Origin of the sequence: Anabaena catenula FACHB-362, assembly GCF_014698735.1 — a bacterium.
Taxonomy (GTDB): Bacteria; Cyanobacteriota; Cyanobacteriia; order Cyanobacteriales; family Nostocaceae; genus Anabaena; species Anabaena variabilis_A.
Genome location: NZ_JACJTQ010000002.1, coordinates 76787 through 100377, shown reverse-complemented (window position 1 = coordinate 100377; position 23591 = coordinate 76787). Strand labels below are relative to the sequence as shown.

The following is a 23591-nucleotide window of genomic DNA, read 5'->3' as shown; positions in this document are numbered from 1 at the left end:
AATTGCAATTTTCATTACTCCCTATTAGGGATTGAAACGAGGCAGAATTCTATTTACACAGGATTCAGGCGCTACCATATTGCAATTTTCATTACTCCCTATTAGGGATTGAAACATGGGACTGGAAAAGCGGACGCGATGGGTTCAGTATTGCAATTTTCATTACTCCCTATTAGGGATTGAAACTGGGTATCAGTGAGCGTTAGGGACAAGGACGCACTACTATAAAATTGCAATTTTCATTACTCCCTATTAGGGATTGAAACACCCCATACCCCAAGCATCACCAAGCAATTGCAAAATTGCAATTTTCATTACTCCCTATTAGGGATTGAAACAAAAGATTGGGCTGAGGTGATTTATGAAAAAATTACGGATTGCAATTTTCATTACTCCCTATTAGGGATTGAAACATGATGATAACCTATCTTCCAGGCATTCTTGTGCTGTCCAATTGCAATTTTCATTACTCCCTATTAGGGATTGAAACTAAGAAACAGTTTTGTTATCGTCAGGCTCTTTATCCTATTGCAATTTTCATTACTCCCTATTAGGGATTGAAACTAATTAATCTAATCCCTTCTAGCGCCATTCCCCATTGCAATTTTCATTACTCCCTATTAGGGATTGAAACACGGGATTCCGTGCGAGGTTTTGCAAGCTAATAAAATTGGCATTGCAATTTTCATTACTCCCTATTAGGGATTGAAACACGACAGCCACCAAGAATCCTACTAAGCCAGTAGCATTGCAATTTTCATTACTCCCTATTAGGGATTGAAACATGGCAGAATCAACGGAAGCTTTAGCCGTTACAAATTGCAATTTTCATTACTCCCTATTAGGGATTGAAACTCTTCTACCTTAAGGAAGAATACCTGCCCAAATCATATTGCAATTTTCATTACTCCCTATTAGGGATTGAAACACTACGACGAAGATCAAGAATACTGGTTAGCCCGTATTGCAATTTTCATTACTCCCTATTAGGGATTGAAACAAATTTCTATAACCGTCTGATTCAGTAGGACTAGATAATGATTGCAATTTTCATTACTCCCTATTAGGGATTGAAACATCACACATCTAACGGTCTATGTAGAGTTCTGGCAGTCCATAATTGCAATTTTCATTACTCCCTATTAGGGATTGAAACCAACCGATTGGGAACCCCATCATACACTCATACAGTTCAGGATTGCAATTTTCATTACTCCCTATTAGGGATTGAAACTCAATAAATCCATCAGATTTAATTAAATTTGCATTAAATATTGCAATTTTCATTACTCCCTATTAGGGATTGAAACAGTTATGCGATAAAGAAATTGATTTATAAATATAGTTGCATTGCAATTTTCATTACTCCCTATTAGGGATTGAAACGTATAAGCATTACATCATCAGCAGAAACTTTACAGATTGCAATTTTCATTACTCCCTATTAGGGATTGAAACCTTTACCGCTGAGTTGATTCAAATAATACCTGATATTGCAATTTTCATTACTCCCTATTAGGGATTGAAACATTAAAGTAAGCCCTTGACTAATCACCGCGCTGCAAATTGCAATTTTCATTACTCCCTATTAGGGATTGAAACGAAAGTTTAGCAGATCATTACTTATTATTGGCTGAAGAAAAAATTGCAATTTTCATTACTCCCTATTAGGGATTGAAACTCTTCTGTAGTGCTAGTAGCTTCAGTAGAGTTGGCGATTGCAATTTTCATTACTCCCTATTAGGGATTGAAACTGATACATTTAACCAAATGGCTTCAGTAGTTTCCACTATTGCAATTTTCATTACTCCCTATTAGGGATTGAAACAAAAGCCAGCTTTTTGTTTTTCCAATCATTGTCTGATATTGCAATTTTCATTACTCCCTATTAGGGATTGAAACTTTTATCTGCGTTTGCACTTTCACGGACATCATTAATTGCAATTTTCATTACTCCCTATTAGGGATTGAAACAATTAATCTAAGATGCCACCCTTATGATTATTATAATTGCAATTTTCATTACTCCCTATTAGGGATTGAAACAAACAGGCGATGAAGACTGTCACTCAATTGGTGGTTGAATTGCAATTTTCATTACTCCCTATTAGGGATTGAAACGATTGACATCCCCCTCACAAAGCTATCAACTACGTTATTGCAATTTTCATTACTCCCTATTAGGGATTGAAACAAGAAGATGGGGCTGATAAAATGCAATCATCCTGAGATTATTGCAATTTTCATTACTCCCTATTAGGGATTGAAACTTCTATCTTTTGTATTATGTTTGGTCTGTGTATCGGTATTGCAATTTTCATTACTCCCTATTAGGGATTGAAACTGAGGATAGCTTCTTCCTTCTCACCTTCCTTTAGCTTGAATATTGCAATTTTCATTACTCCCTATTAGGGATTGAAACTAGATAAACTTTTGGCTTATCTTTGACCATTACTGATTGCAATTTTCATTACTCCCTATTAGGGATTGAAACGGTGGGAATCAATATCTTTCTCCTTACACTAACCCAGAAATTGCAATTTTCATTACTCCCTATTAGGGATTGAAACGCTAAAGTTCAAGAGGACAGGTGGTGTGTTTGCTTCTTTTATTGCAATTTTCATTACTCCCTATTAGGGATTGAAACAAAGTATTTGGCAAGCATCTGATAGCAATGATACTCAGAGAATTGCAATTTTCATTACTCCCTATTAGGGATTGAAACCAAGCCGATTGAAACTAGAGCGGGGGCGGCTAATTATAAAGCTGGATTGCAATTTTCATTACTCCCTATTAGGGATTGAAACAAAAACTGTTTGGAAATTCAACCTGGTGATATCATGTATTGCAATTTTCATTACTCCCTATTAGGGATTGAAACCAGGAGGATATGGTAGCCAGTGAGATACAAGCTCACATTGCAATTTTCATTACTCCCTATTAGGGATTGAAACGGCTTCTCTACTTTCACCAAGGAATTAAGGTCAAGCTGTATTGCAATTTTCATTACTCCCTATTAGGGATTGAAACTGCATGGGAAGAATGGGCGATAGGAAAAGATTTGGAATTGCAATTTTCATTACTCCCTATTAGGGATTGAAACCAAACAGCAGATATCCAGAATACATTCTGCGAAACAGATAAAATTGCAATTTTCATTACTCCCTATTAGGGATTGAAACAAAACCATTTCACGAGAATTGCTAGTTTAACACAAAATTGCAATTTTCATTACTCCCTATTAGGGATTGAAACATCTATAGTGACTCTGGTTTGTGCAGCGTAATTTGATTGCAATTTTCATTACTCCCTATTAGGGATTGAAACGTTTTATGAAAAATCCCCTGCTTAGGGGGGGACAAATTGCAATTTTCATTACTCCCTATTAGGGATTGAAACAGGCTGCTTTGTGGCATTTGCGCGAAAAAGTCAGTCTAGGAGACTGGCGCGTAAATAATCTTAATGCTATTCTGGAAGCGTCAAGCACTTAAGAAGGGTAGTCATGAGCAGCAAAGAAACAATTAATGTAAGGGTTGAGCTAGGAACTAGGCTTTGGTGGCAACAAGAAGCCGTTAAAAATGGTTTTATATATGGTAATGGAGGGGCTACTGGAGAATTTTTGGATGCGATCGCTCAAGGTGAGTACGTGATTATTAAGCGGGAAGCTTGGCAGCAATTATTCTCTAAAACTGCTTGACGGTTTACAATGTTTAAGCCATAATTATAAGTATGAGGAGCAAAAAACTACATCCTCATCGGGAGGTGAAATCAAAATAACTCAATCCGATAAAAACGGAAATGGAAATGGAAATCAAAAATCCAATTCCGATGATATCCGGGTTTACGAATCAGTGTATTTAGCTGAAGATGAAGCCCAAGAAGAAACCGTCGGATGGATAGAGTCGGATATTCAAGGGGAAGAACTTGCTTTTCTGGAAGAACTTCCTCCCGAACTCCGTTCCGATGACGAATCAGAGCAGTCTAGTTAATTTGATTTAGTTTGTGTCCTTAGCTGAACTAGGGACTTTCTTATATTATGTCAGACACTACAGTTTTTACCCCAGATTACTACCGAGTTTTTGAGTGCCGGGAAGGAAAGTGGTTTATAAAAGTTGGCAAGCTTTTCTACTCAAAACTGCCTTTTGCTGTTGACTTTAATGATTTTGAGCTTTTATATGGAATCACTAAGCAGCAAATAATTATTGAGTTGTTCCGAGCAGGTGAGGGCAAATCTGGTTACTATCTTGCTAATCTGCGTGGCAAACAATTTTACTATTGCGGAATCCAACCGGAAAACGTCAAATTTCGATTACGAAAATTGGGAATTGGCAGAGATGATCCAACGGAGTAATTTTGTGCCTGAAAAATTCTTCATAACTTGTAGCTAATTGCAATTTCTCTTACTCCCTATTAGGGATTAAAACCATAGTTTGTATCTATTACCATTGCATCTATCTTTGCTTACGGAACGCTTCTCTACGAGAGGCTGAGTCCTGCGGACACGCTACGCGAACGCGAACGCAGTTCATTTAATCTAATTTCCTAGCATTGACCCTATTTACATCTCTTCGTGATAAAATGATAAAATTTATGTAAGTATTCAGGATAGAGAATACAGAAGATGCTACGCAGACCTGCGGTTCAGAAGAATAAAGGCTTTTTTAGTAAACTTTGATGATTTTGATAAAATCTCACCTCTCTCTATTCTTCATTTCATAAGCATTCTGACTCCTGACTCCTGACTCCTGAATTCTTACAAATTTCTTTGCTAGGTGCAGAAATTAAGAGATTATGGAAATAATTACAAGCATTTGATAGAGGAAAATCTCACCCATGAATAAATTATTAGATGAAGCCTTATCTCACCAAGTTGCACAAAGCATCAAAAGTAAAGCTAAAAAGCCTTTTGAAAATGCTTATAAAGCAGCTTTAGCAACTGAGGGATCAAGATATGTTCAAGGTTTTTTGGTATTTAGTGGTCAGCCATACAAACCTGTTGAACATGGTTGGATTGAATTAGAAGATGTGATTATTGATCCCACCTTTCCTTATTTGCAAAAAAACCATAAAGACCTTTGGTATTTTCCCGCGCAAAGTCTAACTGTCAAAAAGCTAAAAGCAATAATCGACGAATCAAAGGAAGATTATCCAGAAGATGATCCTTTGCCAATTTATGGTAAAGCACCTTATGAATATTATGGTGATGTCATGTTAGGTGATCACGAATATTTGATAGCTTATCAAGCTGCTGAAGTAAAGTGTCGAGAAATTAATGGTTTAGAGAATGGGAAAAATTAATTTTAAAAGTGCTTGAGGGGATATTCAATTAATGTCTGCTAATTATTGATAGTAGTGGTATGCGATCGCTTTAGCTGAGGAGTGCAGGCTTATTTCTCGCCTGACATTCGCCCACAATATTGACTAATTTTGATTCCTGCGATCGCGCAACATCTCAATTATGGGAAAAAACTGACGGAGAAAATCTTGTCCAAACAAGGAATCCTTACTCCAAGTGTAGTAAGAATAGGATGGCGCATAAAATCCCATCGTCGATTCTGTATCGCCGTGTTCAAACTCTAGATGGTTTTCCCCTCCACCCAAGGCAAATGTACTGGGCAGATTGCCGACAGGTGCAGTGAGATCGTAGGGTATTTTGGCGTTGCGTTCAAAATCGTATTTATCTGAATAGTCACGCTCTGTATAATATTGTACTTTCCAGCCAACGCGCTTACCGAAACAGTAAGTAATATCAGAGGTGCTATAGTCTATCTTGGAGCATTCTTCTTGCTCACAGGTTTGCCAGATTTGAGCTTGCACCGTGAATCCAAAGCGATCGCTACTATAAAACCGCCACAACTGATCCACAATTCCTAAATCCGCAACCACCAATTTGGGGATATCTACCTCTCTTAACCAAGAACCCTGGCGTTCAGCCATTGCTAAGATGATCGCGCAGGTTATCTCATCAGCGGACTGCCACTGTGCCACTGCCAAACAGCGTTGCAATGTTTTGTAGTCCAGTAATGTTGAAGGTTGAGGTAAATTGAGATAGTTCCAGATTGCTCGTTGAACCTCTGGTTCGCTACGATGGCGTAACAAGTCTACGGCAGTTTGCTCAATATTGGGGTTGGGATCGTTGAGGGCGCAAATCACCAAGCGAATCCCCACTTTACCCCATCCCATAGCCACGGATAGCAGACACCGTTGAATTTTCTCAAGTCCAGACAAAAGAATGGCGCTGACAGTTTCTGCTTTAGGCTGAAAGCGATCGCGATCTTGACGTACCATACTCTCAGTAAAAAAGTGCTTTGTATGATTTAGTTACATCTTAATTGAGCCGCCACATAACGGCTGAGAACGCTACCCAGTGAGAGTTTCAAAAAAATTTGACAACTTTTACCCTAAAAATGAGATTTTGACCAACTGAGTCTACACCTAAAGCTGTGAGTATTTTACATTTTGATATTTAGGAAGATATGGATATGGGCAGCTTGTTGTAACGCCTCAATTTATTATCACTACATATTTACCACTACCGAATTATTTATTAATAAGATTTTCCATCACTACCAAAGTATTCTCGATAGCTACAAATTTTATTATCTCGCACATCAAAGGCAACTGCAACCCGATTTTTGTAAGGTTGTCCAAATAAGTTCCCTTCATCCCGAAATTCAAAGATAACTGTTTTTTCGTTACTAGTAATACTGTCTATAGAAGCCAGCTTTAATCCAGGTTTAAAGGCTTCGGAAACATATTCAAAAAATTCTTTTGCTTTTTCTTTACCTTGATTTAAACCGTGAAATTTTCCCATTGGAAACCAAAAGGTAAAATCATCTGTAGTCATATCTAAAAATGCTTGCCATTCACCAGTTGCTAGTCCGTGGGTAAAATGTGCAAATGCTTGTTTAGCAACTTTTAAAGTGTTTTCTGCTTCTGTTGTCATCTGCTGTCCCTAAGCTGATTTTTAGCAAGATAAATTTTGATTAAATAAAAGAAGCGATCGCTGTTCCGTTATAGATGTGCGATCGCTCTAATGAATTGACACCTAGCCAAAGGAATCAATCACAGCCATTATATCGCCCATACTGTCATATTCGGGTGCAGTGTTAACCCCAGCAGGTGTCTCACCCCACATCTATCTCTAATTTAACTTAAACAAGTCTACGTTTAACTTCTGCGGCTAAATCTACTAAAGCCACTTCTACTTGTTCACCACTTTTCAAATCCTTCAATGATGATTTTTCCGCTGCGGCTTCATCAGCACCAATAATTACACAAAATTGAATTCCTTGTTTATCTGCGGCTTGAAATTGTTTACCCAAAGGACGTTTTTCAAAGTTAGTCACCACATTAATTCCGGCTTGACGCAATTGTTGTGATACCTTTAAATAAACAGGCATTAAATCTTCTTGCATATTCACTACCACAACTTGGGTAGGTGTGGCAGATAAGGTATTAAGAATCCCCGCTTTTAACAACCGACTAATTAACCGAGTTAAGCCGATAGAAATACCCACTCCGGGCATTTTTTCCCCTAAAAACATCCCCACTAATTCCTCATATCTGCCACCTGAACAAATACTACCTAAAGCTTCATGTCCTATAAGACTAGTTTCGTAAACTGTGCCAGTATAATAATTTAAACCACGAGCAATAGATAAATCAATACAGAAACGTTTTTCGGCAACTCCTAAATTTCTAACTCCATTAATTACCGTTTCTAATTCACTAACTCCTAGATTAAATTCCTCTGCTTCTGGTAAATTCTCAGTGAGATGTTTGAGTTTATCTAAAACATCATCAACCATACCATCAATTTTAACAAACTCGATAATTCTTTCTGTTTGTTCTGGGGAAATACCTGCTTTTTCTAATTCTTGCTTAACTTTAGCTTCCCCAATTTTTTCTAAATTATCAATAATGCCAATACAGGCTTTAATTTGATTTTCCGCAACTCCTACTGACTGAAAAAACCCAGTCAGAATTTTTCTGTTATTGATGCGAATGACAAAATCACCGATATTAATCGCTTCAAATATTTCGGTGATAATTGCAGGCATTTGGGCATCATATAACAAGCTGAGTTTACCACGAGCCACCACATCAATATCACATTGACGGAATTGCCGAAAACGCCCATCTTTTGCCCGTTCTCCGCGAAAAACCATATCCATTTGATAACGAGCAAAAGGAAAAGTTAATTCATTTAAGTGACGCGCAATATAAGCCGCAAAGGGAACAGTTTGATCAAATTTTAAAGCTCTTGCTTCCGAACCAGTTTCGCCAGATTTATCTTTTTCGGCTTGGCGATTTGGTGGTAAAATAGGCTCAATTCCATATATTATGTTATCACCTTGATTTCCCTTAGCTTGCAGCACTTCCAACCGTTCTACTGCTGGGGTTTCAATAGGTGTAAAACCATAACTTTCAAATACACGCCGGATTATATCTAGTAAATATACTTCTAAACGCTTTTCACTGGGCAGAAATTCGGGAAAACCGCTAGGAGTAGAAAAGTTTATTTTGTCGCTTTTGGTCATGCCTATACCTTGTCAAGTTGCAATTTTGGATATATTGCAATCCTACATTAAACAACTTTGGGAATTACAGGCAAGATTTACTGTGAGAACTGAAAGCCGCAGAGATATGACCCATTTATAAAGTTTCAGTAAATTTATTGTTTGTTTCAACCATTTTTCTACAATGGCAGTTATACTTAATTGTTTAGTAGCAAATAAACAAGGTCTAACTTGATATAACCAGGTTACTTAAACTCTAATTTTGACACAGAACTAAAAAAATCTCAGCAGATGAACAGCGGACAGTTGTGAGAGTGACTAGTTTGGATAATTCTAAGCAGCCGTCGGGAAGAATTAGCACAGTTAGCAGGTGGTAAGCCAGGCAACGAAGCGCTCGTATGTCCTGAGTCATGATTGCGACACCCAACTAAATCATCGTCAACAAGAAGGGTAAACAGCCATCCGACACCATTAGTGGCTTATTATACAATGCCATCTTCAGAGTATGTGAAATTTGGATGTAGAATCTTGACAAAAGAGGCCGAAATAATTGATACTTACTTAATAACACTGGCATCAACCAGTAAAGCTATACTAAAAAGTAACTAAACCTGTTCATGTTGAATTTATTAAAAAATTCCTTTTGTCAGGATTACCTGAAAGAAAGTTTTTAAAGAAAACGTGCTTAAGAAGGAAAATTTTCACACAGAAATCTGGTTAGTTATATCAAGTGATTGTTTTCTTTACATAAGAAATAAAGTTCTATCTCAAATCAAAGAGGATAACAACGAATGAAGTACAAGATTAAATCCGCTTTTCAAAAGTTTGCTACTACAGCAATAACTCTATCTGGAGTTATGACTGCTGCCGGTATCACTCTGTCAGCACAATCAGCCCAAGCACTGACTTTCTTTTCCTCAAACTTCACTAACTATAGCAATGTAACAGGTTCTTCTAACAACACAGTAAATCTCAACCAGTATACTCCTTTAGCAACACAACAAGTAACAGAGGTGCGTATTATCCTCAATAATACTACGTTGAACGGTAGTATTAATGTCAAAAATACTGGTGGCGGCAATAATAGGCTTTACAACGTAAGGCAGAACTTAAACGGATACAATATAGAACCTGGATCGAATGCTCCTGCTTCACCAGATCCATTAGATTCTCTAACTCCATTTCCGACCCAAACTGGTACAACGGTAAATGGTGCATATATAGGAACTTTATCTGGTCTTAATTCAGAACGGACATTTATATTCCCAGCAATAATTAGCGATACTTCAACCTACACTCAGTTTTATACTACTTTTTCAGACATAAGTTCATTTTTGGGTGCAGGTACTGTTAGCTTCAACGTATCACCTGACTTACAGTTAGTGTCTAGCTCAAATTCAAATATTACCGCTACTAATACATACAACACCAGTGGGACATTGACAGTAGAATATTATGGTAACATAACTCCTGTTCCCTTTGAATTTTCCCCTGGTCTTAGCATTCCTATTTTTGGTGGAGTCTTCTATGGAATGTCTCGCTGGAAACGAAATCGCCATTTAAAGTCTGTAAAACTTCCATAACTTTTCATCAGTTTAAATTAAAAACAAACCCTAGGACGGAAACATCATAATTCCGTCTTTTTTTTTAGCAAACTTTTTGATTTTATTCAGTAGAAGCCCTAGTCAATAAGGCTGGGAAAATTTATACTGACTTCACTCTTTCTTCTTGAATGAAAGTGCGTTGGTAGATTTGGTCATTTTTAAACCAGTGCCAAGTACGGCCGCGATAGTTATTATCTGGACTAATTTGAATCATTTCATATAAATACATATCTGCTGGAAATTGTTTATAACCGAACCAGAAAATAACGGTAGAATCATCAACTTCCCAGGCTTTACCTTGAATACGTTCGGTATCAAACCAAAGTTTTTTATCTTGATATTTTCCTGGAAATTGATGTTCTTCTTTTTTACCATTTTCCCAGGTATAACGATTGATTTGATAGTAAGAATACTCGCTATTTTCAGGAAACTGACAACTTAAATGAGATTGATGACTGTCAAGTATTTTTCCTGTTGTATCAACTAGGGTATAAGTTCCTAGCCATTCACCTTCATGACGAGCTAAAACAGGCATTTCTAAACGAATATTAGACATAATTGGTAATTAGTCATTAGTCATTAGTCATTAGTCATTAGTCATGGGTAATTAAGTTCTTATTTTAAATCCTGTTCATCCTTAAATCCTGGAAATCCTGATTCAGACAATTTCCCATTGGTAATTAGTCGAATAGTGTTTAATCTCTCTTATACATCTGTCACCTGTTACCTGTCACCTTCCTTACTCTATATCATTAAACCACCAAGGGTCTTTACTGGTGTTGGTTTTAATCAAAAAGGATTTTTTTCGCATGAAGCGTTTTAATCCTGCTGCACCCATGCGTGAATCTCCTAAACCTGAAAATTTAAAGGCGTTTTTCTCTCCTTCGTGCATCATAGCTGTTAAACCTGCATCATTAATACTAATAGCACCGACATCTATTTGTCTAGCAACTGCTAATGCTAATTCTTCTGATTCAGAAAATACAGATGCACTCAATCCATAAATAGAATCATTTGCCAAATCTATTGCTTCTTCTACTGTAGAAAAAGACATGACTGGCATAATTGGACTAAATGTTTCTTCAGTCATGATTTTCATGGAATGGTTAACCTCAGTCATAACTGTGGGACGACACCACCAACCACCACCTAATTCCTCAACTTTACCACCGCAGTGAATTACTGCACCTTTTGATATTGCATCTTGTAGATGTTCGTTAATAATTGCGGCTTGGTTTTCGGAAATAATGGGACCAATTTCACCATTTTCTAATTTTGGATATGCTAGTTGTAAGCGAGAAGCTTTAGCTACTAATTGATGATAAAATTGTTCAAAGATAGATTCAGCGACATAAATCCTTTCTATTGATGAACAGGACTGTCCGGTGTTAACAACAGAACTCCATACAATTGCTGAAGTTGCTAAATCTAAATTAGCTGATTCTAAAACTATAGCTGGGTCTTTTCCTCCTAATTCTAAGAAAGCAGGAATAAAGTTTCTAGCTGCGGCTTCTGCAACTACACGACCGGTTTCAACGCTGCCTGTAAAACAGATTAAATCTACCTCTTCAATTAAAGCTGCTCCTATTTGTCCTGCTCCTTCGACAAAGTTTAACACATCGCGTAATTGAGGAACAGTATTAAGTGCAGTTATTAAGGGCGCTACAAAACGAGGTGTAATTTCGCTGGGTTTGACTATGACAGCACAACCTGCTAGTAAAGCGGGAATTGTATCAATTGTAGATAACAAAAGGGGAAAGTTCCAAGGACTAATTACACCTACTAAGGGATAAGGAACGGCAGTTTGTTGTAAGGCTATAAATGAAATGGATGTATTTTTGGCAGTTTCTTGTAATAACTGGGGAGCTAAATTACACCATCTATCAATACTAGAAATAAAAGAGTTAATTTCTAATTCTGATGTTGATAATCTACCCGTATCATTTACCAATGCGTCTGTTAGCTGTTTGCGCTCAGATAATATGGCTTGTTTCCACTGTTGTAAGGCTTCAATTCTGCCATCAATCCCCAATTCGTGCCAATGAATTTGTCCTCTGCGAAGACGGTGACACTGCTGGGATAGTAGCTTGGGTGGTGGTGGGATAATGACGTAATCAAATTTACCGGTGCGGGGGTTGCGGACTTCTATTGGTTTTGTCATTGGTGATTAGTCATTGGTCATTTGTCAAATTATCTCTAATTTAGCTAGACGTTCAATAGTTGATTGTTGTGTTTGGATAAAGTGTTTGCGGTCTACTTCTCCTTCAAGCATAGTATTAGGGGGGTAAAAGTGTGATTGCTGGTAAGTTTCGGCATAAAGTTCAAAGCGCTGACGTGAGAGTAAATTATTTATTCCTGGTTGTTTGCGATCGCGTCGTAATGCTGCTAAATTAATTTCAGCAAAGGCTGCCATGCTTTCACCTGTGGCTGTTTCTGCTAAAACTCGACCACGATAATCAATGATTTTAGACCCACCATCTCCAGAAGCGGGAGGAATGGGACTATTACTAATACCAGCAGTATTTGCAGAAATCATATATGCCATATTTTCTATAGCGCGTGAGATTTTTGCTGCATTTTTGGATGTCAGGTTTTTGCTATATACTTCTGATGTGGAGTGCAGAAAAATTTCTGCCCCTCTGATTGCCAGACACCTAGCAACTTCTGGATATAAAATTTCTTCTGATGCTAAAGCCGCTAAATTGCCAATTTCGGTTTTGGCAACGGGGAAAACTCCCTCTAATCCGTAGCAATCAAGATATTTATCCCAAACATCATGGGGTGTGGGAACAAACATGGAATGTAATCGGCGATAGCGTAAGATAATTGCACCAGATGGGTCAATAACAAAGCAGGTTTGAAAATATAATTTGGGAAAGTTTGGGTCTAGTTCATAAGCGTTACCAGCTAAAAATATTTTATGCTTTTGAGCAATTTTACCAAGTGCTTCATACTCAGCCCCAGCCATTTCTAAACAGGCTTTTTTTGCCCACACTGAGATAGATTCTCCCATTGGAAATCCGGTAAGGAAATGTTCTGGTAGGACAATTAAACGACAGTCGCAGCCAATCAGGGCGATACTCTCAGCGATTTTTTCTTCTAAGCTATTAATAGTTTTTTTAATTAAAGAACGAACTTGAGTCTGGCTTGATTGATTGACTCCATAACAGGTAACTTGTAGTGCTAAAGCGCGGAATGATTCAAGAGAATTTATGTTAATTGTCATATATAAAACTCCTATTGGATTTTTGTTAGCGTAGTCTGCGCTTAAAAAACTTAGTACCTTCTACTTTTCTTCTTCCCTGTTAAGAGTTAAGAGTTAAAAGTTAAGTTCCCTGCTGTATGAATAAGTATGGCTACGCCAAGCCAACTATCAAGAATTAAACCGAATTGCTATATGGGAATATTAATTTTCACAATTTTCACAAATTTATTCGCAATTAAACTGCTGATATTGCCCGATATAAATAGAAATATTTTGGAGATGATAAAATAGTGTAATTTTCAAAAAAACCGAGCAATTCCGGGAATAGAGTCAATAACACCGCTGGATATTTTTGAATAACATTGTTTATATTTCTGTGTTTATTCCCAATTGCTAATTAATATTTTAAATATAGACAACTTTTCTAAAACGTCAATACACTATTTACGGTATTCTCAAAATAATACATTTATTATTGCTTGTATGTCTTATTGCCAACAACTGCGGCAATTACTTACACGCCCTGAAATTATCGTTATTCCCGGTGTTTATGACTGTTTGAGTGCGAAGTTGGTAGAAAAAACGGGTTTTGAAGTTGCTGCTACCAGCGGTTTTGGTATTGCTGCTTCTACCTTGGGTTTACCTGACTATGGTTTTCTCACTGCTACGGAAATGTTCTACAGTGTAGGACGGATAACACAATCAATTAATATACCTTTAATTGCTGATTGTGATACGGGCTATGGTAACGCTTTAAATGTGATGCGAACTGTTAAGGATGCGATACAGTTGGGGTTAGCTGGGGTAATTTTGGAAGATCAAGAATGGCCAAAAAAGTGTGGTCATTTTGAGGGTAAGCGCGTAATTCCCATGACAGAACACGCGGGAAAAATTCGTGCTGCGGTGGAAGCAAGGGGTGATAGTGGGTTGGTGATTATTGCGAGAACAGATGCACGCGCACCTTTGGGCTTAGAGGAAGCGATCGCTCGTGGACAATCATACATCAATGCCGGTGCAGATGTCTTGTTTGTGGAAGCACCCCAATCTGTGGGAGAATTGCAAACCATAGCCGCAGCTTTTCCTGATGTGCCGTTGGTAGCTAATATTGTAGAAGGTGGGAAAACACCAGAAATTTCCGTAGATGAATTACAAAAATTAGGTTTTAAAATTGTCTTTTTCCCCCTAACTGCACTCATGGCTGTAACTGAAGTCATGAGTAATTGTTTCCGTCACCTGAAAGAACAGGAAAACACAGGTAATTTTCCTGGTTTGATGAATTTTAGAGATTTTCAAGAACTCATGGATGTTCCCAAATATCTGCAAATTGAAAAGCAGTATCAAGAATGAGTTGATAATAGGTAATTGGGAAAACAATGGTTAACTCTTCGTAAGTAGTCAGGAGTCAGGAGTCAGGAGTCAGGAGTCAGGAGTCAGGAGTCAGGAGTCAGGAGTCAGGAGTCAGGAGTCAGGAGTCAGGAGTCAGGAGTCAGGAGTCAGGAGTCAGGAGTCAGGAGTCAGGAGTCAGGAGTCAGGAGTCAGAATAAATGCAACCTGCAAGAACATTTGAAGATTTAATAGTTTGGCAGAAAGCACATCAATTTGTGTTAGGAGTATATCAATTAACTGCGGATTTTCCCAAATCAGAAATATATGGACTGACTTCTCAGTTTAGACGCGCATCAGTTTCCATTCCGGCAAATATTGCGGAAGGATTTAAGAAAAAAGGAGATTTTGATAAAGTAAGATTTATGAATATTGCACAAGCTTCTCTAGAAGAATGTAGATACTATCTTATTCTCACACAAGATTTAGGATACGGTAATACATCAGAATTAATGTTGAAACTGCAAGAAGTTAGTAGATTATTAGATAGTTATGCAAAAGCTATTCTCAATAATTCTAACTCCTAATTCCTTAATTCTTATTCTTTCTACCTCCTGACTCCTGACTCCTGACTCCTGAATTCTTACAGCTTGTCTCCACAAGCTTTGTTATAAGAATTATACTCTTTTAGAGTGAGAGTATTTTGCTGAAGGTATTGTTATACTTACGCCTTTTTTATCAGCCTGTTGCATTCCCAAAGAGGAAAATCAAGTGTCAATTACAGAACATCGGATTACAGTAGATTCCCTTGAATGGTTTTATCGAGAAGCAGAACCAATTGGTAGAAGTGACTTATTACCAGTATTGTGTTTACACGGTATAGTTTCCCAAAGTTATAGCTGGAGAAACATTTTACCAGCTTTGGCGGCACAAGGAACAAGAGCGATCGCACCAGATTGGATTGGTTACGGATTTTCTGCTAAACCTGAAAAACGGGATTTTGCTTATACTCCCGACGCATTTATTACAGCTTTAGAAGGATTTGTGAAGGCTGTAGAATTAGAACGTTTTTCCTTAGTTGTACAAGGATTTTTAGGTTCTGTAGGCTTACAATATGCCTTGCGTCATCCCGAAAAAATTGCCAACATAGCTATTTTAAATACGCCCATTTCCACTTCTGCTAAATTACCTTGGAAAATCAAACAAATGGGTTTACCTTTAGCAGGAGAAATGATGACTCAAGACCCTTTATTAGTTGATAGAACTTTAGAAGGTGGTAGTCGTTATCGTATTGAAGATAAAGATTTAGATGTTTATCGCAAACCGTATTTGAAAAGTTCTTCATCGGGTCGTGGTTTGCTGTCAACAATTCGTAATTTGCAGCTTGAACAAGCGATGATTGAAATAGAATCTGGGTTTAAAGAATGGCAACAACCCATTTTAGTACAATGGGGAATGATTGACCCTTGGTTGTCGGTGGATATTGCTGAAACTTTTGTGAAATCTGTCCCAGATGCTGAAATAATCAAACTGAATAATGTGGGACATTATCCTCAAGAACATTATCATGAAGTGATTTTGCAAGACCTGTTACCATTTGTACGTCGTTCGGAGTCTAATTAGCTAGTTTAGAGACGTTTTACGGAACGTCTCTTGATAGATTGAAAACGATTTAAGCAAAACTACCGACTGATTAGAAGTTCAAGTTTTTCATTATATGAAAATTATTATTTAATAAATTAAATAAAATTATCTAACGTCTATCTTTAACATCACAATATCATATAATAAATTATTATTACTAATTACAAACTACTCGCAATCTGTTAATTATGAATCAATCCAATAATGTAGGAATACTTGAACAGTTTGTCAATACAGTGATGGGGGTAAAACCTGGGAATCAACAACAGTCTCTAAATACATCAGTATCCACTACACAAGAACTAGATATCAAGGCAGTTTTAGTTTATAAACTAGGAACTATCCTCCAAATAGGGGTGATGATTCTTGTGTTGCAGGGAATGGAAAAATTAGTAATGTTGATTGATAATAATTCTTCTTTTCCCAATTGGGTTAGCACTTTATTGACTGGATTATTTTTTGCTTTATTAAGTATCCGTTCCCGAATTTTTTCGCTTTTAGATAATACCCGTTCTCGAACAACCTATGACCAAGTAATTAGACCAAGATGGTCTCCTCCACCTTTAGCATTTCCCATAGTTTGGATGATAATTGCAGTTTTGCGAGTAATTTCTTCTGTATTAGTTTGGCAGCAAATGAATCATCAATTTTTAGTTCTGCCTTTAATTCTGTTTGTAGTACATCTGGCTTTAGGTGATACTTGGAATACAATTTTTACTGTAGAAAGGAGATTAGGTGCGGCTGTTCCTGTAGTGATTTTAGGCCCTTGGTTATCAGCTATCGTAGTGACGGCAATTTATTGGCAAACTGTTCCTTTAGCGGGAATGATTTTATCTTTTTCCTGTGTGTGGTTAACTGTAGCTGCTGTACTGGTGTTGAGAATTTGGCAATTAAATGGATCTGAGCCTTTGTATCCTTTGAAATTAGTTGCTGTGGAGAAATAGTCAAAATTCACGTTAACAGGAAAGCAAAGATCGCATTCAACATACAGGAAAAATGGTAGGGAAAAATTAATTCTCTACCACTTCGATTTGGCAGACAAAATATGACGTTAACTACGGAATTTCCTTTTTTAATAAAACCAGAAATCACTTAATATCACGCTCCATATCACCACAGAAGGAAACAGCGAATTTATAACCAATACGAATCCCAAAGAGTCGAGCAAATCTGTTTTTATTCCGTAAATAATGCGCTGATTCTATCCCTATTTTATCAATTGCATATTCACCTGTTTCTATATCAATAATGATCATTTTGCCGATGTTTTCTTCTGTTTCTACTTGCTGACGAATGCCATTGTCATATAATTCTTTGGCACGTTTGGCAACTTCTTCGCTGCTGAGGAGAATGGCTTGCATTTTGTTTCATCCTTTTTCGTGATTAGTTTATTATACTTGATCAAGTAATTGCACTTCTCCCACCATTAACTAAGAGCGATACCTATGCTTTCGGCTCCCGTAAGGGATACGGTAAGCTATGCTAACGCACCACTTCACCATCAGCTAAATTGATATATAATTAAAATGAATAATTTTTGATATCTTCTCATGACATTACAAGAATTGCAAAAACAAGTATTACAATTACCAATGAGTGAACGCTGGCAATTGGTACAAACTGTATTAGAATCAATACAACAAGAAACTATATCAGCATCAAAGAAGGGTAATTTATCTCGACTGCGTGGTATTGCTAAAGGTGCAAACATCTCTAGTGATGAGAATATTAATGGAGATTATGCGACTTATCTAACTGAAAAATACCAATGAAGCGAATTTTTATTGATACGAATATCGTCCTAGATTTTTTGCTGGAACGAGAACCTTTTGTAGAAGATGCTGTTAGGTTATTTGCTAAAATTGATGCTGGTGAGATTATAGGGTTTATTGCTGCTACTACAATTACTAATATTTATTATATTATTCGTAAAGCCGCAGGTGTAAAAGTTGCCCAAGATGCAATTTCTCAAATTCTCACAGATTTACATATTTGCACAGTTGATAGAAATATTTTAGAAACAGCAGTAGCTTTAAATTTTCAAGATTTTGAGGATGCTGTGCAGTATGCTTGTGCTATGAAATCAATGGTAGATGTGATTGTAACTCGTGATGTGTCTGGATTTTTAGGTTCAGAAATTCCAGTGATTTTACCTGGGGAGTTAAATAATATTTCTCAAGAGTAAAAGCGACGCATTACCTCCACATTATAATGCTCTAACATGACTTCAGATTGAGCAGCTAAAATTTTTTGTCGTTCCTCTATTGGTAATTTCATCAATTCATGACGGCTGATATTTTGCTGTTTCAACTCATCAATATTTGCAGAAAAAGGGAGTTCACCATTTTCTTCTTCTTGCTTCGTTGCTTGTAAATTTTGATAAATTTCCTCACGGTGTTCTTCTCTCAAGTATTGCTGCAATAACAATTGAATTTGTAACTTTTCCTCAGTTGAAAAACCTTTAATAGCTGCAACAACATCACTAAAAATCATAATTTTATTCTTCTTCAAGCCACTGTTCATAACCACAAACAAGTAATCTTTCTTTTAAATGAGCAATGGCTTCTGGTGCGGGTATATCAATTGACTGTATCCGATATACATCATTAAGAACAACACTATAATCTTTACCGCTATAGTAAGCTACAACTTCAGCTAAATTCCTATCTGACATTTCCTCACTAAGTAATGATAAAAGCGGTAAATAAAATTGTGATTCTATTCCCGTGGGGAAAGCATTTTGAATTAATTTATATGTACTTTGTAGATGTGGTGAAATAGTGATTTGCATGATTAATTACCAGTTAAAGGAAAAGGTGGATGAATATATACCTGAAAATCCACACCTTGAGCAGAAGCGGCTCTCACCGCTTTTTCATCTGCTGTAGTAGTCACAATACCTAGTTGATCACCTGTACCTAATATAATAATATCGTTGATTCCTAATTTTCGTGTTGGTTTTAGGTTTAAAGCTCTGGATGATGGGTTGTCGGGGATGATAGTTACTCTTTGCAAAAGGCGATTAGCTCTAGTTTGTTCTGATAGTCTAGCAATAGTTTTAACTATGGGGATGAACTCAGAAAAAGCAGTTTGAGTCATTACCATTTCTTTTCCGTTTACGTATTGTCGCAATTCATAGCGATGAGGGGAATTTTCGGCTATAAGAGCTATAGCAGTTCCAGTATCTAGATTAAGCACTTGTTTAGCCTCAATATTAATTTGACCAGAAAGGTTGATTTGGGAGTTCATTAAATCTTCTACTGTAAGTGTCTATAACTAACTTGATGCTTTTTAGAAGTTATTAGAAGTTAAGCAAGGTGCTATATACCGTACTATGAGGTAGGGATATTACTACTTGGAATGTCAAAAAGTATTCTCTGGATTCTCGCTTCATCTGTATAAAAAAAAATCTCCCCCAAAGTAGGAGAGTTGAAAATGAAGGTGATTGTGAGATTTTAAAAGTTAATAATAAGCATCTTTTATGTTGTTATTGTTACCATTTGTCTCTATTGATTCTTAGTAATCAGTGTAAACATGATGTTATGCTAAGAAGGTCATACATATATGATTAGTTGAGATAACCATGTACAAAGTTTACAAAATTGATGTCAAAGAAAATGAAACAGTTTTAATCAAACTGAATCGTCCTAATAGCAGACGGCGTATTAAATATGCTTTGGTGTCTGAAAATCTCTACTATAGAGCAAATGAAATTTTATACAAAAGAGGACTGTATTTTTTAGACTACCTCAATTTTCTCCGTGAACACGAAAATAAAGAATTTGTTTTACTAACAGAAGATGAAAAATTGCAGGAATTAATTTCAGACCTTTTGGAGAAAGGTAGTCCTTATGTAAGATGCTCTCATTTCGTTTTTTCAGGTATGTCTTTATGGATTCCGTCTATCGAAAAATTTGCTCTAGAATTTCCTGAACTCAATGACAAATTATTAGACCGTATTAAGCCTGAAAGTGATTTTAGCCTTGACATTGAAGACGGTAGTTATGATTACAGTTATGATTCTAGTGAAAGACCACTAACAAAGCTTGAGTATTACGGGTATGAACCAAATTATGAACGTGATATAGATCTAGCCGAACGACTTTACGGAGTACCTGATCCGAGGTTAGTTGAAGATGACTAGTCCCCTACAAAAACCTCCTTCCCCTCTCCGCGCCTGGAAGTTTCTAAACGAACTGTTCGTTTCAATCATCTAAAACCTCCTTCTCCTCTCTGCGACTCTGCGCCTCTGCGTGAGAAAAAAACAAAAAAAACGGCAGAGAACCGAAATTCTCCACCGCTTAATTAACAATTAAATAATCCAAACTACAACTCAACACCCTGGGGTAACAACTCCCGTGTTTGTTGAGAACTAACTTGAACAATGCCATTTTCATCAACATCAACAAGAGCAGTATCGCCGTCTTTGATGCGTCCAGACAGAATTTCTTCCGCCAAACTATCTTCCAACAAGCGCATAATTGCCCGACGTAATGGCCTTGCACCGTAACTGGGACTGTAACCCTCAGTTATCAAGCGATCCTTGAAGCGGTCTGTGACTTCCAAGACAATGCCCTTATCCGTCAACCGACCAAACACTTCCTTGAGCATGATTTCGGCGATTTGGGTAACTTCAGCCTTATTCAACTGACGGAAGACGATAATTTCATCTAACCGGTTCAGGAACTCAGGACGGAAGTATTGCTTCAGTTCCTCATTCACCAAAGAGCGAATTCTGTTGTATTGTGTCTCAGTCGCATCTTCAGAGAATTCAAAGCCGATACCGCTACCACCTTTTTCAATGACCTTAGAACCAATGTTGGAAGTCAAAATTAGCAAGGTGTTCTTAAAGTCCACCGTGCGTCCTTTCGCGTCAGTTAACCGACCATCTTCCAAAATTTGCAAGAGCATATTGAACACATCGGGGTGTGCTTTTTCGATTTCGTCAAACAGCACCACGGTGTAAGGACGACGACGGACAGCTTCTGTTAACTGACCACCTTCGTTGTAACCGACATAACCAGGAGGTGAACCAATCAATTTACTGACTGTGTGACGCTCCATGTATTCGGACATATCCAAGCGAATCATTGCTTCTTCAGAACCGAAGAAGTAAGAAGCCAAGGATTTCGCCAATTCAGTTTTACCAACCCCAGTAGGCCCGGAGAAGACAAAACTCGCAATCGGTCGATTTGGATTTTTCAAACCAACACGAGCGCGACGAATAGCGCGGGAAACAGCCTTGACAGCGTCATCTTGACCGATGAGACGTTGATGCAAGGTATCTTCCATGTGCAGCAACTTCTCGGACTCAGACTCGGTGAGTTTGTTCACCGGTACACCTGTCCAGGAAGCGACAATGTGAGCAATGTCTTCTTCGGTGACAACTGGTTCTAAACCGTCACCACCAGTAGCATTGGTTTTGCTTTGAGCGATCGCGCGAATTTCCGCTTTAATTTCCATTTCCCGATCGCGCAATTCCCCGGCTCGGTCAAAATCCTGAGAACGCACTGCATCATCTTTTTCTTTTAAGATTTGCCGCAATTCCTTGTCTAACTCTTTGGCTGCGGGTGGCAGTTGGGAGTTCATTAAACGCACACGAGAACCCGCTTCATCAACCAAATCGATGGCTTTATCTGGCAAATAGCGATCGCTGATATATCTATCAGACAATTTCGCCGCTGCTACCAAAGCTTCATCGGAGATTTTCAGTTTGTGGTGTTGCTCGTAGCGTTCGCGCAAACCATATAAAATTTCAATTGTTTCATCAACGGAAGGCTCACCCACCATCACAGGCTGGAAACGTCTTTCCAACGCTGCATCCCGTTCAATGTGCTTGCGGTATTCATCTAAAGTTGTCGCGCCGATACACTGCAATTCACCTCTAGCCAAAGCTGGTTTGAGGATATTCGCCGCATCAATCGCGCCTTCAGCTGCACCTGCACCAATTAAAGTGTGAACCTCGTCAATTACCAGGATGACATTACCCGCCGAGCGGATTTCATCCATGATTTTTTTTAGACGTTCTTCAAATTCACCCCGGTACTTGGTTCCTGCTACCAGCAAGCCAATATCGAGAGTGACAACACGCTTATCTTCCAGGATGTCAGGGACATCTTTGTTAGCAATGCGGCTCGCTAAACCTTCAGCGATCGCTGTCTTACCAACTCCTGGTTCACCAATCAGCACTGGATTATTTTTAGTCCGGCGACCCAAAATTTGAATCACACGCTCAATTTCTTTAGCGCGTCCCACCACAGGATCAAGTTTATTGTCCGTGGCCATTTGGGTCAGATTGGAACCAAATTCATCCAAAGTCGGGGTTTTTGTGCGACCAGATGGACCGCCTCCTGGTGAAACTTCGGCAGTTTCTCCCAGCATTCGGATTACCTGAGTTCTCACCTTAGATAAATCTACACCGAGGTTTTCTAGCACCCTGGCTGCTACACCTTCCCCTTCGCGGATGAGGCCCAACAGCAGATGCTCGGTGCCTATGTAGTTATGCCCCAGTTGGCGTGCTTCTTCCAAGGATAGTTCTAGAACTCGCTTTGCCCGTGGCGTAAACGGAATTTCCACGGCTACAAAGCCAGATCCTCGACCTATAATTTTTTCAACTTCAATTCGGGCATCTTTGAGATTAACGCCCATCGATTTCAGCACCTTGGCGGCTACTCCTGTGCCTTCACCAATCAGACCCAAGAGGATCTGCTCAGTTCCAACAAAGTTGTGACCTAAACGGCGGGCCTCTTCTTGGGCCAGCATGATTACCTTAATGGCTTTTTCTGTGAAGCGTTCAAACATGGCATTTTTCCCATCACCTGCGGTCGTGCCGGTATGCTGATTTTAGCACAGGCTAAAAGTTTGGATGTTTGTATACAAATTTTGAACATCCAATCGCCATCAGACATGGTGATGAGTTAATTGCTAACTTTTTATTACTTTTTGTGTAGCTAGTGTACTGAGGAGGTTGAATTTATCAGGCTTTTTGGGACTAATGACAAACATATAAAGCTTTCATGTTGAGATTTTGTTTATTTAGCCCCAAGGAAAACTATCTATCATATAGCAACCCCTTTTGTCAAGAAGTTTCTTTTTGAATAAGCTTAGATTATGAAAAAGATAAATAAAGTTTAAAATTCTGATGATAATTCAATAGCATGGAAATTACATTTTTTCTCATTAGGGAGATAACAATTAAAAATCAAAAATTGAAGAAGGAGTCAGGAGTCAGTAGCCAGAATCAATCAGTCGAGGATTGGGACCTGCGACTGATTAAAGACCACTAAATCTACG

At 38.0% G+C, this 23591-nt stretch carries 23 protein-coding genes and 1 CRISPR repeat array (1 of these 24 cut by a window edge); of the genes, 12 read left to right on the top strand and 11 right to left on the bottom strand.

Features of this window, described 5'->3' with window-relative positions:
• A CRISPR array of direct repeats spans window positions 1–3399; the repeat unit is 37 nt; unit sequence ATTGCAATTTTCATTACTCCCTATTAGGGATTGAAAC (it extends 149 nt beyond the left edge of the window).
• Window positions 3400–3502: 103 nt separating this feature from the next.
• The 4 genes from H6G68_RS02395 (at window position 3503) to H6G68_RS02380 (ending at window position 5298) form a co-directional block, all read left to right on the top strand.
• Window positions 3503–3697 carry a hypothetical protein gene (locus H6G68_RS02395; protein WP_190905186.1) on the top strand — a complete coding sequence of 65 codons (195 nt, stop codon included), beginning with the start codon at window positions 3503–3505 and terminating at the stop codon, window positions 3695–3697.
• A gap of 154 nt (window positions 3698–3851) precedes the next feature.
• Window positions 3852–3989 (top strand): hypothetical protein, encoded by a 138-nt coding sequence (locus H6G68_RS02390; RefSeq protein ID WP_190905185.1) that lies wholly within the window; start codon window positions 3852–3854, stop codon window positions 3987–3989.
• 47 nt (window positions 3990–4036) lie between these two features.
• A complete protein-coding gene (locus H6G68_RS02385) occupies window positions 4037–4351 on the top strand; it encodes a hypothetical protein (RefSeq protein WP_190905184.1) in 315 nt (104 codons plus the stop codon).
• A gap of 482 nt (window positions 4352–4833) precedes the next feature.
• Window positions 4834–5298 carry a hypothetical protein gene (locus H6G68_RS02380; RefSeq protein WP_190905183.1) on the top strand — a complete coding sequence of 155 codons (465 nt, stop codon included), beginning with the start codon at window positions 4834–4836 and terminating at the stop codon, window positions 5296–5298.
• A 123-nt stretch (window positions 5299–5421) separates the two neighbouring features.
• Here the strand turns inward: H6G68_RS02380 and H6G68_RS02375 are convergent, their stop codons facing one another.
• The 3 genes from H6G68_RS02375 to hisS form a co-directional block, all read right to left on the bottom strand.
• Window positions 5422–6288 (bottom strand): GUN4 domain-containing protein, encoded by an 867-nt coding sequence (locus H6G68_RS02375; protein WP_190905182.1) that lies wholly within the window; start codon window positions 6286–6288, stop codon window positions 5422–5424.
• A gap of 259 nt (window positions 6289–6547) precedes the next feature.
• Window positions 6548–6946, bottom strand: coding sequence for a nuclear transport factor 2 family protein (locus tag H6G68_RS02370; RefSeq protein ID WP_190905181.1), 399 nt, complete (start codon window positions 6944–6946; stop codon window positions 6548–6550).
• A gap of 208 nt (window positions 6947–7154) precedes the next feature.
• Complete coding sequence (gene hisS, locus H6G68_RS02365) at window positions 7155–8543, bottom strand: histidine--tRNA ligase (protein ID WP_190905180.1); 1389 nt, start codon at window positions 8541–8543, stop codon at window positions 7155–7157.
• Between the two features lie 770 nt (window positions 8544–9313).
• On the opposite strand from hisS, the gene H6G68_RS02360 reads away from it, so the two are divergent.
• Window positions 9314–10105 (top strand): PFE-CTERM domain-containing protein, encoded by a 792-nt coding sequence (locus H6G68_RS02360; protein WP_190905179.1) that lies wholly within the window; start codon window positions 9314–9316, stop codon window positions 10103–10105.
• 121 nt (window positions 10106–10226) lie between these two features.
• Here the strand turns inward: H6G68_RS02360 and H6G68_RS02355 are convergent, their stop codons facing one another.
• From H6G68_RS02355 to H6G68_RS02345, 3 genes are all read right to left on the bottom strand, one after another.
• Complete coding sequence (locus tag H6G68_RS02355; protein ID WP_190905178.1) at window positions 10227–10682, bottom strand: DUF3598 family protein; 456 nt, start codon at window positions 10680–10682, stop codon at window positions 10227–10229.
• A 183-nt stretch (window positions 10683–10865) separates the two neighbouring features.
• Window positions 10866–12287, bottom strand: coding sequence for an aldehyde dehydrogenase family protein (locus H6G68_RS02350; protein ID WP_190905177.1), 1422 nt, complete (start codon window positions 12285–12287; stop codon window positions 10866–10868).
• Between the two features lie 24 nt (window positions 12288–12311).
• Entirely contained in the window at window positions 12312–13352 is a 1041-nt protein-coding gene (locus H6G68_RS02345; RefSeq protein WP_190905176.1) for a nitrilase-related carbon-nitrogen hydrolase, read from the bottom strand.
• Window positions 13353–13814: 462 nt separating this feature from the next.
• On the opposite strand from H6G68_RS02345, the gene H6G68_RS02340 reads away from it, so the two are divergent.
• The 4 genes from H6G68_RS02340 (at window position 13815) to H6G68_RS02325 (ending at window position 17242) form a co-directional block, all read left to right on the top strand.
• Window positions 13815–14678 (top strand): isocitrate lyase/PEP mutase family protein, encoded by an 864-nt coding sequence (locus H6G68_RS02340; protein ID WP_190905175.1) that lies wholly within the window; start codon window positions 13815–13817, stop codon window positions 14676–14678.
• A 197-nt stretch (window positions 14679–14875) separates the two neighbouring features.
• On the top strand, window positions 14876–15241 hold the full coding sequence (locus H6G68_RS02335; RefSeq protein ID WP_190905174.1) for a four helix bundle protein: 366 nt from the start codon (window positions 14876–14878) through the stop codon (window positions 15239–15241).
• Between the two features lie 184 nt (window positions 15242–15425).
• Complete coding sequence (locus tag H6G68_RS02330) at window positions 15426–16277, top strand: alpha/beta fold hydrolase (protein WP_190905173.1); 852 nt, start codon at window positions 15426–15428, stop codon at window positions 16275–16277.
• A 209-nt stretch (window positions 16278–16486) separates the two neighbouring features.
• Window positions 16487–17242, top strand: a complete 756-nt coding sequence (locus tag H6G68_RS02325; protein ID WP_190905172.1) for a TspO/MBR family protein — start codon at window positions 16487–16489, stop codon at window positions 17240–17242.
• A gap of 144 nt (window positions 17243–17386) precedes the next feature.
• Here the strand turns inward: H6G68_RS02325 and H6G68_RS02320 are convergent, their stop codons facing one another.
• Window positions 17387–17659, bottom strand: coding sequence for a hypothetical protein (locus tag H6G68_RS02320; RefSeq protein ID WP_190905171.1), 273 nt, complete (start codon window positions 17657–17659; stop codon window positions 17387–17389).
• A 189-nt stretch (window positions 17660–17848) separates the two neighbouring features.
• Between H6G68_RS02320 and H6G68_RS02315 the strand changes: the two genes are divergently transcribed.
• Window positions 17849–18070: a hypothetical protein gene (locus tag H6G68_RS02315; protein WP_190905170.1), complete on the top strand. Its 222-nt coding sequence runs from the start codon at window positions 17849–17851 to the stop codon at window positions 18068–18070.
• Entirely contained in the window at window positions 18067–18483 is a 417-nt protein-coding gene (locus tag H6G68_RS02310) for a type II toxin-antitoxin system VapC family toxin (protein ID WP_190905169.1), read from the top strand. Before H6G68_RS02315 ends, H6G68_RS02310 begins: the two co-directional genes overlap by 4 nt.
• Here H6G68_RS02310 and H6G68_RS27020 read toward each other — a convergent pair.
• Genes H6G68_RS27020 through H6G68_RS02295 form a run of 3 tightly spaced genes read right to left on the bottom strand, consistent with a single transcriptional unit; the run spans window position 18474 to window position 19547 of the window.
• Window positions 18474–18791 (bottom strand): hypothetical protein, encoded by a 318-nt coding sequence (locus tag H6G68_RS27020; protein ID WP_190905168.1) that lies wholly within the window; start codon window positions 18789–18791, stop codon window positions 18474–18476. The genes H6G68_RS02310 and H6G68_RS27020 overlap by 10 nt on opposite strands.
• Before the next feature lie 4 nt (window positions 18792–18795).
• Window positions 18796–19089 carry a DUF3349 domain-containing protein gene (locus H6G68_RS02300; protein WP_190905167.1) on the bottom strand — a complete coding sequence of 98 codons (294 nt, stop codon included), beginning with the start codon at window positions 19087–19089 and terminating at the stop codon, window positions 18796–18798.
• A gap of 2 nt (window positions 19090–19091) precedes the next feature.
• Complete coding sequence (locus tag H6G68_RS02295) at window positions 19092–19547, bottom strand: DUF1308 domain-containing protein (protein WP_190905166.1); 456 nt, start codon at window positions 19545–19547, stop codon at window positions 19092–19094.
• Between the two features lie 334 nt (window positions 19548–19881).
• Between H6G68_RS02295 and H6G68_RS02290 the strand changes: the two genes are divergently transcribed.
• Window positions 19882–20442: a hypothetical protein gene (locus H6G68_RS02290; RefSeq protein WP_190905165.1), complete on the top strand. Its 561-nt coding sequence runs from the start codon at window positions 19882–19884 to the stop codon at window positions 20440–20442.
• A 182-nt stretch (window positions 20443–20624) separates the two neighbouring features.
• On the opposite strand, the gene H6G68_RS02285 is transcribed toward H6G68_RS02290, so the two are convergent.
• Window positions 20625–23099 (bottom strand): ATP-dependent Clp protease ATP-binding subunit, encoded by a 2475-nt coding sequence (locus H6G68_RS02285; RefSeq protein WP_127056297.1) that lies wholly within the window; start codon window positions 23097–23099, stop codon window positions 20625–20627.
• Window positions 23100–23591: the final 492 nt, after the last annotated feature.

Coding starts and splice junctions, on each gene's coding strand:
- H6G68_RS02380 (WP_190905183.1), top strand. CDS start 4,834: ATGAATAAATTATTAGATGAAGCCTTATCTCACCAAGTTGCACAAAGC.
- H6G68_RS02320 (WP_190905171.1), bottom strand. CDS start 17,659: ATGCAAGCCATTCTCCTCAGCAGCGAAGAAGTTGCCAAACGTGCCAAA.
- hisS (WP_190905180.1), bottom strand. CDS start 8,543: ATGACCAAAAGCGACAAAATAAACTTTTCTACTCCTAGCGGTTTTCCC.
- H6G68_RS02395 (WP_190905186.1), top strand. CDS start 3,503: ATGAGCAGCAAAGAAACAATTAATGTAAGGGTTGAGCTAGGAACTAGG.
- H6G68_RS02285 (WP_127056297.1), bottom strand. CDS start 23,099: ATGTTTGAACGCTTCACAGAAAAAGCCATTAAGGTAATCATGCTGGCC.
- H6G68_RS02310 (WP_190905169.1), top strand. CDS start 18,067: ATGAAGCGAATTTTTATTGATACGAATATCGTCCTAGATTTTTTGCTG.
- H6G68_RS02370 (WP_190905181.1), bottom strand. CDS start 6,946: ATGACAACAGAAGCAGAAAACACTTTAAAAGTTGCTAAACAAGCATTT.
- H6G68_RS02345 (WP_190905176.1), bottom strand. CDS start 13,352: ATGACAATTAACATAAATTCTCTTGAATCATTCCGCGCTTTAGCACTA.
- H6G68_RS02355 (WP_190905178.1), bottom strand. CDS start 10,682: ATGTCTAATATTCGTTTAGAAATGCCTGTTTTAGCTCGTCATGAAGGT.
- H6G68_RS02315 (WP_190905170.1), top strand. CDS start 17,849: ATGACATTACAAGAATTGCAAAAACAAGTATTACAATTACCAATGAGT.
- H6G68_RS02340 (WP_190905175.1), top strand. CDS start 13,815: ATGTCTTATTGCCAACAACTGCGGCAATTACTTACACGCCCTGAAATT.
- H6G68_RS02375 (WP_190905182.1), bottom strand. CDS start 6,288: ATGGTACGTCAAGATCGCGATCGCTTTCAGCCTAAAGCAGAAACTGTC.
- H6G68_RS02360 (WP_190905179.1), top strand. CDS start 9,314: ATGAAGTACAAGATTAAATCCGCTTTTCAAAAGTTTGCTACTACAGCA.
- H6G68_RS27020 (WP_190905168.1), bottom strand. CDS start 18,791: ATGATTTTTAGTGATGTTGTTGCAGCTATTAAAGGTTTTTCAACTGAG.
- H6G68_RS02350 (WP_190905177.1), bottom strand. CDS start 12,287: ATGACAAAACCAATAGAAGTCCGCAACCCCCGCACCGGTAAATTTGAT.
- H6G68_RS02290 (WP_190905165.1), top strand. CDS start 19,882: ATGTACAAAGTTTACAAAATTGATGTCAAAGAAAATGAAACAGTTTTA.
- H6G68_RS02300 (WP_190905167.1), bottom strand. CDS start 19,089: ATGCAAATCACTATTTCACCACATCTACAAAGTACATATAAATTAATT.
- H6G68_RS02335 (WP_190905174.1), top strand. CDS start 14,876: ATGCAACCTGCAAGAACATTTGAAGATTTAATAGTTTGGCAGAAAGCA.
- H6G68_RS02295 (WP_190905166.1), bottom strand. CDS start 19,547: ATGAACTCCCAAATCAACCTTTCTGGTCAAATTAATATTGAGGCTAAA.
- H6G68_RS02325 (WP_190905172.1), top strand. CDS start 16,487: ATGAATCAATCCAATAATGTAGGAATACTTGAACAGTTTGTCAATACA.
- H6G68_RS02385 (WP_190905184.1), top strand. CDS start 4,037: ATGTCAGACACTACAGTTTTTACCCCAGATTACTACCGAGTTTTTGAG.